The sequence below is a fragment of the Arthrobacter sp. UYCu712 genome (genome assembly GCF_040547005.1).
GTDB lineage: Bacteria > Actinomycetota > Actinomycetes > Actinomycetales > Micrococcaceae > Arthrobacter.
Genome location: NZ_JBEPOZ010000003.1, coordinates 215,598 through 230,244, shown reverse-complemented (window position 1 = coordinate 230,244; position 14,647 = coordinate 215,598). Strand labels below are relative to the sequence as shown.

The window sequence follows — 14,647 nt, the reverse complement described above, 5'->3', positions numbered from 1 at the left end:
CTGCCTATAAGGAGCTCCGGTGTTCGGCATGACCATCTTGGACCTGGCGTTGATCCTGACGCTGCTGTCCTACCTGATCTATGGCTTGCGCAACGGCTTCCTGGTGACGCTCGGCGGCATCGGCGGGTTCGCGGCGGGCGCCGTGGCCGCGTTTGTTTCCGTCCCCGTCGTCAGCGGCCTCGTGGACAATGCCGGCTGGCGGCTGACGGCCATCGTCGCCACGGTCGTCCTGCTGATGGTGCTGGGCCACGGCGTGGGCACGATGATCGGGCGCAGGGTCCGCAGCGTTGTGAAAATCAGCCCGCTCCGGGCCGTAGACCGTCTGGTGGGCGGCGGAGTGAACGTGGTGGTCTCCGCCCTTGTCATGTCGATGCTGGCCTTCAGTATCGGCGCGCTGGGCGTCCCCTTAGTTTCCCAGCAGATCGCCGAGTCCAAGGTGATCCGGTACATCGACGGCATGACGCCGACGCCGGTCAAGACGTCGATGGCGCAGCTGCGTTCCGCGGTGATCGGTGAGGGCATCCCCACCGTGTTCGAGGGCTTTGCGCAGGGCCAGCCCGTGGCCGTCCCCGACGCCAGTACCGACACGCCGGCGTTGAACCGGGCCGCGGCGTCCGTGCTGAAGATCGCCGGAACCGCCTACCAGTGCGGCCAGAACCAGACCGGGACCGGCTTTGTGGTCTCACCGGGCCGGGTGGTGACCAACGCCCACGTGGTCGCCGGCGTTCCGGAGCCGGTGGTCGAGGTCCCCGGCGGCGGCGCCCTGCCCGGACGCGTGGTGTATTTTGACAGCCAGCACGATCTCGCGGTCCTGGCCGTCGACGGCCTGCGTTCCGCGCCGCTGCCGCTCAGTTCAAACCTTCCGGCCGGCAGCCCCGCGGCGTTTGCCGGCTATCCGCATGGCGGCCCCTTCCAGTCCAAACCGGCAACGGTGCAGGACATCGCCACCGTGCTCGTCCCGGATATCTACGGCAGCAACCCGGCGCCGGAGGACGTGTACCGCCTGGCCGGGGACGTGCAGCCGGGAAATTCCGGGGGTCCCTTGCTGACCACTGACGGTCAGGTCGCCGGCGTGGTCTTTGCCAAGGCCACGAGCGAATCCGCGCTCGGGTTCGCGATCACCATGACCGACCTGGGCCCCGTCGCCGCCCAAGCGCCCGGGCTCGACAGCCCCGTCTCCGCCGGGCAGTGCATCAGGAAGTAGCCGCCGGAAGCCATTCGAGGCTCTGGCCGTGCGGGCCCGAAATGGCCACCGGCGTGCCATCGAGGACCAGCAGGAACCTGCCTTGCAGCCGGGCCTCGTCCATTTCCGGAACCACGCTGGAGCCGTCCGCCTGGAGGATCACGCTGTGGCCCTCGTTGGACAGCCAATGGCACCCGCGGTCCCGGGCGAGCCCGGCCATGGTGCTGCGGAACCGGTCCCGGTCCGCGGCGTCCAGGTAGCCCATGACGGCGCTGTGGAACACGACCAGCTCCGCGTCCGGCGGGGCCTGCCCGGCCAGTGTGAGGAGCTCTTCGTTGAGGTCCCCGGCGACCAGGAGGGGTGGGTCGGCCCGGGCGACGTCGATCGCCTGGCGCAGCCGTTGGCGGCGGAAGTCCTGCTCCGGCCAGATGAGCGCTTCCAGCCAGGCGACGTCCTCCGGGTCTCCGACGTCGAGCGGATTGAGGTCGATGCCGGCGCGCCAGACCACCCGGGGGAGGTCCGCCGGCAGCGGGACCGGACCCGTGACGGTGCAGTGCAGGACGGGGAAGGTCCCCTCCGCCGCCCCGGCCGGGGACAGCCGCGTCACCGCACCGGCCGCTTCGCGCGCCCCGGCAACTTCGCGCGCACCGGCCGCTTCGCGCGCCCCGGTGCGCGCGCCGGGGCCTCCAACCTCACTCTGCCCGGCGGACCGGAACTCGTAGCCGTAGCGGTCCGGGAACAGTGCCAGCCCGGCTGACGCGCCGACCTCGAGCAGGGCCAGCGGGCGATCCTCTGCGGCGGCGATCCGCGCCAAAACAGGGAGCAGTGTGGCGCAACGCCCGGCCTCGTTGGTCTGGGTGGCGCGGGAGAGCACAATCCGCGAGACGTCCTGCCAGTGCCTGTCGAGGAAAATCCGGAACTGTCTGTAAGGGCTGATCTGCGCGCCCAGAAACCGGGCCGCCGCGAGCATCAGCAGCGGCTGGCGTTTGTTGTAGGGCCACTCGTCGATGCGCCGGATCAGGTCGTCGTCCGCGGCGATGCCCACGGCCCACTCGGCGTAGCACGCCGAGTTACCGGGCGCGTCCACGGTGCCGAAGTGCCGGTACCACTCCGCCGTGGCCGATCCGGAGGGCGCCGACGCGGATTCTGCGGGGGACATGCTCAGTCCTGGCCCGGCTGCAATCCTGCGAGGTATTCCACGGCGAAGCGGTAGCCCAGGATCCCGGCCCCGGCGATCACGGCCTTGCTGATGTCCGAGAGGTAGGAGTGGTGCCGGAACGCCTCCCGGGCGTGGACGTTGGTGATGTGGACTTCGACGGCGGGCAGCTGCACCGCGGAGATGGCATCCCTGATCGCCACCGACGTGTGCGTGTAAGCGCCGGCGTTGATGACGATGCCGATCGCCTTGCCGCGGGCGGCGTGGATGGCGTCGACGAGGGCGCCCTCGTGGTTGGACTGGAAGCATTCAACGTCCAGCCCGTGCGCCGCGCCGGCATCCTTGGCGAGCTGTTCGACGTCGGCCAGCGTGGCCGTGCCGTACTTCTCGGGCTCGCGGGTGCCGAGCAGGTTCAGGTTGGGTCCGTTGAGGACCAGGACGGTGCCGCGGCCGGCACCGGCGGGGGTGGCTTCGCTCATGCCTGCCAATGTATCGCAGAGTGCCCGCGGTTTCCTCCGCCGCTGGCCCTCACCGGATTCCGGGAGCCGGATATGACGGCGGCACCGCCCGCGGGTGTGGGCGGCGCCGTCGTCGGGCCGTGCGTGGGGTGGCGCGGGTCTACTGGCTTATTTCTTCAGCGACTGCGCGATTTGGGCCATGACGGTGTTGTCGGCCAGGGTGGTCGCGTCGCCGACTTCGCGGCCTTCGGCGACGTCTTTGAGGAGGCGGCGCATGATTTTCCCGGACCGGGTTTTGGGCAGCTCGGGGACCACGAGGATGGTTTTGGGTTTGGCGATCGGGCCGATTTCCTTGCCGACGTGGGTGCGGAGTTCCTGGACGATTTCGTCGCCAGTGTCCGCCGCGTCCCCGCGGAGGATCACGAAGGCGACCACGGCCTGGCCGGTGGTCTCGTCGGCTGCTCCGACCACGGCGGCTTCGGCGACCGCGGGGTGGGAGACGAGGGCGGATTCGATTTCGGTGGTGGAGAGCCGGTGCCCGGATATGTTCATCACGTCATCGACGCGGCCCAGGAGCCAGATGTCTCCGTCCTCGTCTTTTTTGGCGCCGTCGCCGGCGAAGTACATGGTCTCGAAGCGGGACCAGTAGGTTTCCTTGAACCGTTCCGGGTCGCCCCAGATCCCGCGGAGCATGGCCGGCCAGGGTTCGCGGATCACCAGGAAGCCGCCGTGGCCGTTGGGCACGGACTCGCCGAGTTCGTCCACGACGTCCACGGCGATGCCGGGCAGGGGGACCTGGGCGGAGCCGGGTTTGGTGGCTGTGACCCCGGGCAGCGGGGCGATCATCTGCGCCCCGGTTTCGGTCTGCCACCAGGTGTCGACGATGGGCGCGGGGGTTTCTTTGCGTTCGCCGTTTTTGCCGGCGTTGGCGCCGATGACCTCGCGGTACCACATCCAGGCTTCCGGGTTGATGGGTTCGCCCACTGAACCCAGGACGCGGATCGAGGAGAGGTCGTACTTGGCCGGGATCTCCTTGCCCCACTTCATGAAGGTGCGGATCGCGGTCGGGGCGGTGTAGAGGATGGAGACTTTGTACTTTTCCACGATTTCCCACCAGCGGCCCTGGTGCGGGGAGTCCGGGGTGCCTTCGTACATGACCTGGGTGGCGCCGTTGATGAGCGGGGCGTAGGCGACGTAGGAGTGCCCGGTGACCCAGCCGACGTCGGCGGTGCACCAGTAGACGTCGGTTTCCGGGTGCAGGTCGAAGACCGCTTTGTGGGTGTAGGCGGTCTGGGTGAGGTAGCCGCCGGTGGTGTGCAGGATGCCTTTGGGTTTGCCGGTGGTCCCGGAGGTGTAGAGGATGAACAGCGGGTGCTCGGAGTCGTGGCCGACGGCGGTGTGCTCGGCGGGCGCGGCGTCCACGGTGTCCGCCCACCAGTGGTCACGGCCCTCGTGCCAGTCGACGTCCGCCCCGTTGCGCTTGACCACCACGACGTTCTGCACGGTGTGGCCGGGCCGGGCCAGGGCCTCGTCGACGGCGGGCTTGAGGGCGCTGGGCTTGCCGCGGCGGTAGGTGCCGTCGGCGGTGACCACGAGCTTGGCCTCGGCGTCCTCGATCCGGGACCGCAGGGCGTCCGCGGAGAAACCGCCGAACACCACGGAGTGGATGGCGCCGATCCGGGCGCAGGCCAGGAGCGTGATGACGGCCTCCGGAATCATGGGCAGGTAGACCGCGACGCGGTCGCCCTTGGCCACGCCGAGGGATTCGAAGGCGTTCGCGGCCTTCTTCACTTCCTCGGTGAGCTGGGCGTAGGTGTAGGTGCGGGTGTCTCCCGGTTCGCCCTCGAAGTGGATCGCCACCCGGTCCCCGTTCCCGGCCTCGACGTGGCGGTCCAAGGCGTTGTAGGCGGCGTTGACCTCCCCGCCGACGAACCACTTGGCGAACGGCGGCGTGGACCAGTCCAGGGCCTGGGTGAAGTCCTTGGACCAGCTCAGCAGCCCGCGGGCCTGCTTCGCCCAGAACGCGGGACGGTCGGCGTCGGACTCCGCATAATCAGCGGCCGTAACCACGGCATTGGCCACGAACTCCGCCGACGGGGCGAACTTACGGTTCTCATGCGACAGATTCTCGAACGCGTCGCCCTGATGGGGTGCCGTGGGGGAAGACGTGGCGCCGGGGACGTTGGTTGTCGTGGCGCCGGGGGTCTGTTGGGACATGGTGAACCTCATCATTCATCGATCCGTGCTGCGGGTGCCGCCCGGACCTCCGCCGGGCCGGACCGCAGGCGCGGCGTCGGGCAGCGGCCGATCACGGGCGTACCGCAAAGAGCTGTTCCGCACTAAACACTAATACCTGGGCACGACAGTAGGTGTGCCCCGTCACACTGTGAACCGTGAGCGGTGCTTGTTTAGCGCCGAATGGCGGCGGGACAGTGCGGACCGAGCCTGATCGTCCGGCCCTTCACGGGGCACTTCGCCCGCCGCTTCATGGCCCGCCATCCGGCCGGAAAGCGCCGCTGAACCGGGCCGTCCCGTCACGGCTTGTCAGCTAGTGATCGGACCGTCACTTGGCTAGGCTGAGAGGGAATTGGGACTTCCACGGAGGCGACAGGGCCGCGCGCGGCCCTGTCCGCCCCTCGGCGGCACCGTCCAGGGTGGCGCCATGCTAAGGAGAACAAAAAATGAACGAGCAAGCTGACGGGCAGCTCCACGCGCCCTCCCAGAACCAGGGCGACGGCGGTCCCTCCCGCCCTGCCGGTTTCGGGGACGCGCCCCGTTTCACGGTGGACAAGACCAAGGCAAAGACCGGCAAGAAAAACGAGGCCGTGCTTGGTCCCTTCACCATGCGGGATGTCACCGTTTTCGGCTCCACGTTGATTCTCTTCATCGCCTCGCTGATTCCGATGTTTGCTGTCAGCTACAACCTGTGGAATCTGGGCAGCCACTTCTTCCTGGGCCTCGGCATCCTCCTGCCACTGATCGTGAGCGCCCTGTTCGTGGCTCGCCGCGTCAGCCCCGGCACGAGAATCCGGATCGGCTCCCTCTCCGTGGACCAATTCGCTTCCGTCGTGGCGTCCTTCGCCCTCGCCTTCTTCTTCCTCGCCGTTGCGGGCGCCTATGTGCCCAGCATGCTGTTGGCCCTCGTCGGTGCGCTGGGACTCTTTGCCGCGACCGTCCTTGCCCGGCTGATCCCGCCGTTCGCGGGTGACTTCCTGGACCGCGAGGAGGCCCCGGCCCACGTGGCGGCGCGCGAATCCGCCGTGCCGGTCCGCAAGCCCCGTGCCCCCAAGGAACCCAAAGAAGCCCATGAGCACAAGGAGGGCGCGACCGGCCCGGTCGCAGGCTGGGCCAAGCGCATGACGTCCGGCGGCAAGGGAGCAGCCACGGACGCCCCCCAGGGCGGCGGTGCCTCCGCCGTTGGCGCCGTAGCGGGCACCGCAGCTGCCGCGGGAACCGCCGCGGCCGCACCCGCTCCGGCAACCACGGCGCCCGGCCAGGCAGCAGCTTCAGCTCCGGCAACCACCGCCGCCCCGTCGGCCGCGCCCGGCCAGGCAGCAGCCTCAGCTCCGGCAACCACCGCCGCCCCGTCGGCCGCGCCCGGCCAGGCACCACCCGGCCAGGCCACGGCAGCCCCCGCAACCCAGGTCTCCGGCGTCGTCCCCCCCGCGGCCTCCGCACCCGCGGCCTCCACCCCGGCGGCGCCCGCCGATGCCGGGAAACCGTCCGTTCCGTCCCCGGCGGAGCAGACCCAGGCTTCCGGTGCCGCGCCGGCCGCGCCGGCCGCCACAGCAGCCTCCACGGGAGCCGCACCGGCACGCGAGGAGGAATGGCAGGTCCAGGCAACAACGGCCGCCGAGCAAACCCGGGCCGCAGAGGTACCGGCAGCCACCGGCAACAGCGCCCCCACCACCGTCAACCCGCAGGTGCGCTCGCAGGAGCCGATCGGCGCCACCGTCGACCCGGCGAACCGGCCCGAACAGCACCACGCCCAGCCCGTCCACGAGGCGTTCTGGTTTGCCGTCGCCCAGCCCCGGACCGCCGTCGACGAGCACACCGGAGCGCCCGCGTTCGTCATTGAACCCGGCGGCTGGGTCCTCGCCCTCGAGGACCGGGGCCGCGAATTCCTGGTCCAGCACACCGACGGCAGGGTGGGCGTGCTGCGCGACCTCAGCAACATCGAGCGCGGTTAGCCAAGGCCGGTGTCCGCCGAAACGTTCCTGGGACGCAAGCGTCGCGCGCGCCGCATCAACCGTGCGCTGGCGGAACAGTACCCGTACGCACATGCCGAACTGGACTTCCGCAGCCCCTTCGAACTCGTGGTGGCCACGGTGCTCTCGGCGCAGACCACGGACGTGCTGGTCAACCAGATCACGCAGTTGCTGTTCGCCCGGTACCCGGACGCACGGAGCATGGCGGAGGCCGACCCCGCGGAGCTGGAAGCCATCATCAAGCCCACGGGGTTCTTCCGCGCCAAGGCCAGGAACCTGCTGGCCCTCTGCAACCGGCTCGTGGACGAATACGATGGCGAGGTGCCGGGACGCCTCGAGGATCTAGTGACGCTGCCCGGCGTCGGGCGCAAGACGGCGAACGTTGTGCTGGGGAACGCCTTCGGCATTCCGGGCATCACAGTGGACACGCACTTCGGCCGGCTGGCCCGCCGCTTCGGCTGGACGGAGTCAGATGATCCCGTGCGGGTCGAGTCCGACGTCGCCGAACTGTTCGAACCCAAGGACTGGACCATGCTCTCGCATCGTGTGGTGTTCCACGGCCGCAGGGTCTGCCATTCCCGCAAACCGGCCTGCGGCGCCTGCGCGGTGGCCAACTGGTGCCCCAGCTACGGGATGGGCGAAACCGAGCCGGAAAGGGCGAAGAAACTGCTGAAGTACGAACTCGCCCCGGGACAGGAAGAGCTGCTCGCGAAGCTGCTGGCCGAGACTCACCGGGCGGCGGAAATCCGGATGGAATCCCAGAGGAAGCCCCGGTGACCGCACGCCAGGATCTCATCGAGCTGGTGGCGGCGGTTGAGGCGGGCACGGCGCCGTCGCCGGATCCTCGCTGGCGTCAGCTCGTCATCGAACCGGGCGAACGGGTCCGCAAGGCGGCGGTGCTGATGCTGTTCGGCGGACTCGATGCTGTCCCCGCGGCGTCTGTGAAGTTGCTGGCCCCGGCGGATCTGGACGTCCTGTTGCTGCAGCGCGCCCAGACACTCGATGACCATCCGGGCCAGGTCGCGTTTCCCGGGGGCGGCATCGACGCCGGGGAGTCGGTGGTTGACGCCGCCCTGCGCGAAGCGGAGGAGGAAACCGGGCTGGACCCGGCCGGGGTCGAGGTGCTCGGCGTCATGCCGGAACTGGCTTTGCCCCGCGGCAACTTCCTGGTGACACCGGTCCTGGCGTGGTGGGCCGCCCAGTCACCCGTGCGCGTTGTCGACTACGGCGAATCTTCCCAGGTCTTCCGGGTTCCCGTCCGGGACTTGCTGGACCCGGACAACCGGGTGATGGCGACGGTCAGCCGGGCCGGCCAGACGTTCCAAAGCCCGGCCTTCACCGTCAACGGGGTGGTGGTCTGGGGGTTCACCGGGATGATCCTCAACCAGCTGTTCGAGCAGCTGGGCTGGGCGGTCCCGTGGGACCGTACGCGGCTCTACGGGATCGACGTCTGAGGCGGCCGGAGCGTTCCTCCGCCTAGCTTGGGGCCAGCCGGGCGCCGGTCAGCGGCGTGGCGGACCGTGCTGCTGCGGTGCCGATCGGCGGTTTCTTCCGGGTCCGGGACTTGTCGACGATCAGTCCGGTTGCGGCGTTCTCGCGCACGGCGGTGATGCCGGCGGCTGCGCCCTTGATGGTGTTGAACAACGGTGAAACGGCGACAACCGTTCCATCCGGCGCCGTCAGCTTGAAGAAGTACGCTTTCTCCCCAGCTTCGGCGATCTCAAAAATGCCAGCCAATATACTGCCTCCCCAAATCCATGCCCCTTTGCATCAGCCGGCGGAAGTGTCCAAATAGACGCCAGCCTTTTCGAGAGTAACCGGGGAGACGGACCATATACAACGCTACCGACGGGTACGTTATATCTGGTGTCTTACGCCACTTATTTGGCCTTGTCGTACGAGTCCACGACGGCGACGCTGACCGGGAATTCCACCGGGATCCGGCCGAACAGCAGCTCCTTGGCGGCATTCGCGGCCCCCTCGATGGCAACGATGCAGTCGGCCACGGCGTCCTGCGGGCAGTGGACCATGACCTCGTCGTGGAGGAAGAACACCAGTTCCCCGGCAGGGAGGCCGTCCGTGCGCATGGCCCGCAGCCGCCGTCGCAGTTCCGCCAGCCAGCAGGCAGCCCAGTCCGCGGCGGAGCCCTGGACCACGAAGTTCCGGGTGAACCGCCCCCGCGAACGGGCCAGGGAATCCGCCCGGCGCTGTTCCTCCGCGGTGGCGGACTGCTGGCTCCGCAGCCAGCCTTCCGACGGCGGCGGGCTGCTGCGGCCCAGCCGGGTGGTGACGGTTCTTCCCGCTTCGCCCTCGCGGGCCGCCTGCTCCACGAAGCCGACCGCGCGGGGGTAGGTGCGGGCCAGCTGGGGCATAAGCCGGCCGGATTCGCCGGTAGTGGCCCCGTAGATGGCGCCGAGGAGCGCCACCTTAGCCTTGGCCCGGTCGCCACCGAAACCCTGCGCCGCGATGCCGGCGTAGAGGTCCTTGTCCCGGGCAGCCTCGGCCATCTTTGAATCCTGGGCAAGCGCCACGAGGACCCGCGGTTCGAGCTGGGAGGCGTCCGCGACGATCAGCTTGTGGCCCGGATCGGCATGCACGGCGCCACGGATCTGGCGCGGGATCTGCAGCGCCCCGCCGCCGCGGGAGGCCCACCGGCCCGAAACCACGCCGCCGACGACGTACTCCGGCTGGAACCGCCCGTCCTTGACCCAGGCATCCAGCCACGTCCAGCCGTTGGCTGCATGAAGCCGGGACAGCTTTTTGTATTCCAGGAGCGGCTCGATCGCCGGATGCGTGGATTCCTTCAGTTCCCACTGGCGGGTCGACTTCACTTCGATGCCGTTGCGGTGCAGGGCGCGCATGAGCTCCTGCGGAGAGTCGGGGTTGAGCGCAGGCGAATGCAGCAGTTGCCGCAGCGCCCCGTTCAGTGCCTCGAGTTTGGCCGGGCGGTGCCCCTGCGGAGGCCGCGGGCCAAGGTAGTCGAAGAGGATCTGTTCGTGCAGCTCCTCCCGCCACGGGACGCCGGTACGCTGCATCTCCGCGGCGATCATGGCGCCCGCGGACTCCGCCGCCAGTAGCAGCTGGAGGCGCTGCTGGCGGTTGTCCGCCGGGATTGCCGCTCCGGCATCTCCGAGCGCGGCCTGCTGCGCGGCGAACTCTTCTCGCAGTTCCTCCGGAGTGTGCCGTGGCGCGCGGCGGAACCCCGGATCGTCGAACAGCGCATCCTGGTCGGCCGGTGGAGGCGGCGGCAGGAGGGCTTGAGGCGGTTGCTGCAGCTCATCGTCCAGGGTCAGCTTCTCGGCGTTCCGGGCGTAGGAGGTGTGGGCGGTGAATTCCGAATGGGCCAGAATCGCGCCGCAGAGCGTGAGGTCGTAGCAGCGTTCCAGCTCCACGCCGGCCGCCAGGAGGGAGGGGTACCAGTCCTGCGTGCGGTGCCAGATCCAGCGCGGCCGCCGCTTCTCAAGCTGGCGCACGACGCCGGGAAGTTCGGCGGCGCTAATCACCCGCGGTGTGGCGGCATCCGGGTGCGGGGCCCCACCGGCGGTGAGTTCCTGGAGGGCTGCGCCGTCAGCGTGGGCGGCGAGCAGCAGATACATAGGGTCAATTCTGCCCTGTGCCGCAGGGCAGCTTTGTCCACATAGCGCGGTGAACGGATTTCGGTCCGCCCGGCCTCAGGGCAAGGTGGCGGTATGAGCCGGCACCAGCAATCCGATTCCCACCTGAATCGCGCACACGGGCCGGAGCAATGGCTGCCGGACGAGGCAGCGGAGACCCTGCTGGTCACCGGAATCGAGGTGCTGCGCAATGAGGTGGAACGGATCGTGGCGGCGGCCGGGGGCCGGTTGCGGACGGTGCAGGACGTGTCGGAGGCGGCCCCCTTCTGGGACCTTGCGGCTGCGGTGCTGGTCGGCAGCGACATCCTCGACTTGCCTCCACGGAGGCGCGCGCCGGCCGTGCTCGTTGGCCTGGCCGGGGAGGGGGACAGCCTGTGGCATCTCGCTGCCGCCATCGGAGCCGAACGGGTTGCCGTCCTCCCCGAGGCTGCGACATGGCTCGCCGAATACCTTAGCCGATCCCGCTCACCCGAGGCCGGAGGGCTCGTCCTCGGCGTCACCGGTGGTTGCGGCGGGGCCGGAGCGACGACGGCCGCCATCTGGCTGGCCCAGGCCGCGGCCCGGTACGGGGCGCGGGTCCTCTTGGTGGACGGGGATCCCTGGGGTGGCGGCCTGGAACTGGCGCTCGCCGCCGAGGACTCCGACGGACTCCGCTGGCCGGACCTCGCGGGGGCCAGCGGAAGTATCGATCCGTACCAGCTCAGGGATTCCTTGCCGGAGGCCGGCGGCTTCTCGTTCCTGTCCTGGCCCGGCAACCGGGAGCAGCCCGGGGTGGATGCCGTTTCGGTGTCGGGGGTTCTGGACGCGGCCCGGCGCGCCTTCGAGCTGGTGGTGCTGGACATCGGCCGCGGCCGGGAGGTGCTGAGGGCGTTCGCCTGGGAGTGCGACCGGATGGTGCTCCTGGCGCCTGCCCAGCTGCGCGCGGCCGTCGCAACCGCCCGGCTGCTGCACGAGCTGCCACCGGTGGAGACAGCTCTTGTGCTCCGGGTTAAGCCGGGGGCCGCGCTGGATGAGTTTCATATCGCCGAAGCGGTGGGGCTGCGGCTGCATGGGATCATGCCTGAGGTCAGAGGGGTCGCAGCCGCCACGGAACGAGGCCGTCTGCTGGAATCCGGCCAGCAACGCGGCGTCCGCCGGTTCGCCGAGGCACTTCTCGACCTCAGCGGCGGGGATCTCGGATGAGTGCGCATGCGGCGCCTGTCCCGCCGGATACGAACAGCACCCTGCGCCCGCCAGGACACCGGCCGAGGGCGCACAGTGCCGCCGATGTGCGGCTGCTGGAGTCAGTCCGGGAGTCGGTGATGTCCGGGACCGGGCCGGTGACACCGTCCCGGGTGGCCGCCGCCGTGCACGCGACCGGACGCCTTCTGGGCACTGCCGGAGCCCTGGCCGCCGTCGAAAGCATCAGCGCGGAGCTCAACGGGCTCGGTCCGTTGCAGGCGCTGGTGAGGGATCCCGCCGTGACGGACATTTTCGTCAACGGCCCGGAGGCGGTCTGGCTGGACCGCGGAAACGGCCTGGAGAAGGCGCCGGTCGTCTTTTCCGGTGAGCCGCAGATCCGCGCCCTCGCCGCACGGCTTGTCGCGGCAGGCGGCCGGCGTCTGGATGACGGGTCTCCCTGCGTGGATGTCAGGCTCGACGGCGGCTACCGCGTCCATGCGGTCCTGCCGCCGATCTCCACTGCCGGGACCCTGCTGAGCGTGAGAATCCGGCGGGAAAAGGTCTTCACCATGGGTGAGCTGCGGCAGCTTGGCATGTTCGGGACCCTCGTCCAGGACGTGCTGGAACGCAGCATCGAACGCCGGTTGAGTTTCCTGATCAGCGGCGCAACAGGCTCCGGAAAGACCACGCTCCTCGCGACCCTCCTCGGCTTGTGCCACCCGGCGGAACGGCTCGTGCTGATTGAAGACGCCTCGGAGCTGAACCCCGTGCACCCGCACGTTGTGTCGCTGGAATCCCGGCATGGAAACCTCGAGGGAAACGGGGTCGTGGATTTGGGCGAACTGGTCCGGCAGGCATTGAGGATGCGTCCCGACCGGCTGGTTGTGGGCGAGTGCCGGGGCGCTGAAGTCAGGGAACTCCTGTCAGCCATGAACACCGGCCACACCGGCGGAGGCGGAACCATCCACGCGAACACCGCCGCCGCGGTGCCCGCCCGGCTGACCGCCCTGGGTGCCCTGGCCGGCATGGGCCAGGACGCCGTGCGGCTGCAGACAGCCAGCGCGCTCGACGCCGTGGTCCACGTGGCCCGGGCGGGGAACAACCGGTACGTGGCCTGCATCGGCGTGCTGGAGGACACCGGATCCGGTCTGGCGGTCAGCGTTGCACTCGACGTCGGCGGCGGAGGGACCGGGGTCCGTTACGGTCCCGCGTGGCCGCGGCTGGCGGATCGGCTGGGCCTGGATCCCGGGGTGGAGGACGTCCCGGTGTGAGTCTCTTCCTGATCGGAGTGCTGGCTCTCGCTGCCTGGTTGGCACTTTCGCCGCCGGGTGGCCCGGGCAGGCGGTACCGGCGGCTGTTTGCCGGACCTCGGCCTCGGCTCGCACCGTGGCAAATCGATTCCGGCCCTGGCATAGGCCGGGACCGGGGCCTATGCCAGGGCCGCAGCCCGCGGCTGCCTTGGCAGCCTGACCCGGTTCCCGTGCCGATGGCTGTTCTGGTCCAGCAGCTGGCCGCCCTGCTCAAGGGTGGCCGCAGCGCCTCCCGGCTCTGGGATGAACTCTGGCTGCTCTACGGAGAGGAGGCCCCGCCGGGACAGCCAAGGCACGGCGAGACGCGCCACGGCGGCGCAGTGCTCGCTCCGGCCTCCCTGGCCGCGGTGGCTGCGGCCCGTGCCGCGGCGAGGTGCGGTGCCCCGGTGTCGGAGGCCATCCGAAGCGCGGCCGTGGGCCGACTCGCAGGTACGTGCCGGGGATCAGGACGTGGTGCCGCGGCCCGGGAGCTTGGGCCGTGGATCGACTTGGCCGCTTGCTTCGACGTGGCGGAGGCCAGCGGATGTCCGTTGGCCGATGTACTGACGCGCTTTGCCGCCCAGCTTGAAGCCGAGGACGACGCGGAAGCCGCCCGGCAGTCAGCGCTTGCCGGCCCGAGGGCGACGGTGCGCTTGCTCAGTTGGTTGCCCGTCCTTGGCCTTGTTCTGGGCACGCTGCTGGGCGTGGATCCCGTCATGATTCTGCTGCAGGAGCCCGCAGGTCTGCTGGCCTTCGCCACGGGTGTTGTCCTCACGGCCGCCGGACGTATCTGGTCGGCCAAGCTCGTCCGGTCTGCGGCGGGGCCGGCACGGTGAACGCCGAACTGGCCGGTGTGGCGGTTGCGGTGCTGCTGGCCGGGGCCGCGGTGGTGGCGCTGGCCGGCCGCTCCGGGACGCGACGAAGACTCAGCCGGCACCGGCCCGGGCGGTGGCAGGCCGGACCCGCCGGACTCGACGGACCTTTCGGACGCGCCGGGCCTTCCGGGAAGGCCGGCGCCGGCGGAGGTTTGGCTGGCGGGCCGGGTCTTCGCGACACGGCCATGATGCTTGAACTGATCGGTGCGATGCTGGACGCCGGTGCCGGTCTTGGCCGCGCGCTGGAGCTGGTGGCGGCCCTGGCCGTACAGGACATCAGTATCCAGCTTCGTCCCGTTGTGGCGGCGCTTGCGATCGGCGCGGACTGGCAAACCGCCTGGCGCAGCTCAGGCACCAGGTCGCCCCAGCTCCTTGCCCTGCAGGACGCCCTGGGATTCGCCGCCCTGACCGGGGCGCCATCCTCTGCCATCCTGTACGCGCAGGCGGCCCGGATCCGCCGCGAACGCTTCCGGACCGCCGAGAAGCAAGCTGCTGCCCTTGGCGTGAGGCTCGTTGTTCCCCTGGGGCTGTGCTCCCTGCCGGCCTTTGTGTGTCTCGGCGTCGTTCCCGTGCTGCTGGCGATGCTGCCCGGCTGATCCGCGGCTGATCGGTGGAGTCCCAAACCACCGCCATTGCTGCCGGTCCGGCGCGTCCCAACGCCTCCACGCATTTAGCCACCGGGCAGACCGCACCGCAGCCCGGC

13 protein-coding genes are annotated in these 14,647 nt (G+C 69.9%); 8 read left to right on the top strand and 5 right to left on the bottom strand.

Annotation, left to right across the window (positions count from 1 at the left end; all coding sequences use genetic code 11):
* The first annotated feature begins 19 nt into the window (after nucleotides 1-19).
* Nucleotides 20-1,204, top strand: a complete 1,185-nt coding sequence (locus ABIB51_RS04805) for a MarP family serine protease (protein ID WP_354185991.1) — start codon at nucleotides 20-22, stop codon at nucleotides 1,202-1,204.
* On the opposite strand, the gene ABIB51_RS04800 is transcribed toward ABIB51_RS04805, so the two are convergent.
* From ABIB51_RS04800 to acs, 3 genes are all read right to left on the bottom strand, one after another.
* Nucleotides 1,194-2,342, bottom strand: coding sequence for a DUF2332 domain-containing protein (locus tag ABIB51_RS04800; protein ID WP_354185989.1), 1,149 nt, complete (start codon nucleotides 2,340-2,342; stop codon nucleotides 1,194-1,196). The genes ABIB51_RS04805 and ABIB51_RS04800 overlap by 11 nt on opposite strands.
* Nucleotides 2,343-2,344: 2 nt before the next feature.
* Entirely contained in the window at nucleotides 2,345-2,818 is a 474-nt protein-coding gene (gene aroQ, locus ABIB51_RS04795) for a type II 3-dehydroquinate dehydratase (RefSeq protein ID WP_354185987.1), read from the bottom strand.
* Nucleotides 2,819-2,965: 147 nt separating this feature from the next.
* Nucleotides 2,966-5,014 carry an acetate--CoA ligase gene (gene acs / locus ABIB51_RS04790; protein WP_354185985.1) on the bottom strand — a complete coding sequence of 683 codons (2,049 nt, stop codon included), beginning with the start codon at nucleotides 5,012-5,014 and terminating at the stop codon, nucleotides 2,966-2,968.
* A gap of 464 nt (nucleotides 5,015-5,478) precedes the next feature.
* Between acs and ABIB51_RS04785 the strand changes: the two genes are divergently transcribed.
* From ABIB51_RS04785 to ABIB51_RS04775, 3 genes are read left to right on the top strand one after another with little or no spacing between them, the layout of a single operon-like run.
* Nucleotides 5,479-6,987: a hypothetical protein gene (locus ABIB51_RS04785; RefSeq protein WP_354185983.1), complete on the top strand. Its 1,509-nt coding sequence runs from the start codon at nucleotides 5,479-5,481 to the stop codon at nucleotides 6,985-6,987.
* Nucleotides 6,988-6,996: 9 nt separating this feature from the next.
* On the top strand, nucleotides 6,997-7,782 hold the full coding sequence (nth, locus tag ABIB51_RS04780) for an endonuclease III (RefSeq protein ID WP_354185982.1): 786 nt from the start codon (nucleotides 6,997-6,999) through the stop codon (nucleotides 7,780-7,782).
* Nucleotides 7,779-8,459 (top strand): NUDIX hydrolase, encoded by a 681-nt coding sequence (locus tag ABIB51_RS04775; RefSeq protein WP_354185980.1) that lies wholly within the window; start codon nucleotides 7,779-7,781, stop codon nucleotides 8,457-8,459. The genes nth and ABIB51_RS04775 overlap by 4 nt, the downstream gene beginning before the upstream one ends.
* A 22-nt stretch (nucleotides 8,460-8,481) precedes the next feature.
* On the opposite strand, the gene ABIB51_RS04770 is transcribed toward ABIB51_RS04775, so the two are convergent.
* Both ABIB51_RS04770 and ABIB51_RS04765 read right to left on the bottom strand, forming a co-directional pair.
* A complete protein-coding gene (locus ABIB51_RS04770) occupies nucleotides 8,482-8,742 on the bottom strand; it encodes a YegP family protein (protein WP_354185978.1) in 261 nt (86 codons plus the stop codon).
* 143 nt (nucleotides 8,743-8,885) lie between these two features.
* Nucleotides 8,886-10,601 carry a bifunctional 3'-5' exonuclease/DNA polymerase gene (locus ABIB51_RS04765; protein ID WP_354185976.1) on the bottom strand — a complete coding sequence of 572 codons (1,716 nt, stop codon included), beginning with the start codon at nucleotides 10,599-10,601 and terminating at the stop codon, nucleotides 8,886-8,888.
* A 93-nt stretch (nucleotides 10,602-10,694) separates the two neighbouring features.
* Between ABIB51_RS04765 and ssd the strand changes: the two genes are divergently transcribed.
* From ssd to ABIB51_RS04745, 4 genes are all read left to right on the top strand, one after another.
* Nucleotides 10,695-11,801, top strand: a complete 1,107-nt coding sequence (ssd, locus tag ABIB51_RS04760) for a septum site-determining protein Ssd (protein ID WP_354185975.1) — start codon at nucleotides 10,695-10,697, stop codon at nucleotides 11,799-11,801.
* Nucleotides 11,798-13,051: a TadA family conjugal transfer-associated ATPase gene (locus ABIB51_RS04755; protein ID WP_354185974.1), complete on the top strand. Its 1,254-nt coding sequence runs from the start codon at nucleotides 11,798-11,800 to the stop codon at nucleotides 13,049-13,051. The genes ssd and ABIB51_RS04755 overlap by 4 nt, the downstream gene beginning before the upstream one ends.
* 215 nt (nucleotides 13,052-13,266) lie before the next feature.
* Nucleotides 13,267-13,905 (top strand): type II secretion system F family protein, encoded by a 639-nt coding sequence (locus ABIB51_RS04750; protein WP_354186198.1) that lies wholly within the window; start codon nucleotides 13,267-13,269, stop codon nucleotides 13,903-13,905.
* The gene (locus ABIB51_RS04745) at nucleotides 13,902-14,540 is read left to right on the top strand and encodes a type II secretion system F family protein (protein ID WP_354185972.1); all 639 of its coding nucleotides are present in this window, start codon (nucleotides 13,902-13,904) and stop codon (nucleotides 14,538-14,540) included. The genes ABIB51_RS04750 and ABIB51_RS04745 overlap by 4 nt, the downstream gene beginning before the upstream one ends.
* The last annotated feature ends 107 nt before the right edge of the window (nucleotides 14,541-14,647 follow it).

Excerpts from the sequence above, each read along its gene's own strand:
- ABIB51_RS04800 (WP_354185989.1), bottom strand. The coding sequence starts at position 2,342 with ATGTCCCCCGCAGAATCCGCGTCGGCGCCCTCCGGATCGGCCACGGCG.
- aroQ (WP_354185987.1), bottom strand. The coding sequence starts at position 2,818 with ATGAGCGAAGCCACCCCCGCCGGTGCCGGCCGCGGCACCGTCCTGGTC.
- acs (WP_354185985.1), bottom strand. The coding sequence starts at position 5,014 with ATGTCCCAACAGACCCCCGGCGCCACGACAACCAACGTCCCCGGCGCC.
- ABIB51_RS04785 (WP_354185983.1), top strand. The coding sequence starts at position 5,479 with ATGAACGAGCAAGCTGACGGGCAGCTCCACGCGCCCTCCCAGAACCAG.
- ABIB51_RS04765 (WP_354185976.1), bottom strand. The coding sequence starts at position 10,601 with ATGTATCTGCTGCTCGCCGCCCACGCTGACGGCGCAGCCCTCCAGGAA.
- ssd (WP_354185975.1), top strand. The coding sequence starts at position 10,695 with ATGAGCCGGCACCAGCAATCCGATTCCCACCTGAATCGCGCACACGGG.
- ABIB51_RS04755 (WP_354185974.1), top strand. The coding sequence starts at position 11,798 with ATGAGTGCGCATGCGGCGCCTGTCCCGCCGGATACGAACAGCACCCTG.
- ABIB51_RS04750 (WP_354186198.1), top strand. The coding sequence starts at position 13,267 with ATGGCTGTTCTGGTCCAGCAGCTGGCCGCCCTGCTCAAGGGTGGCCGC.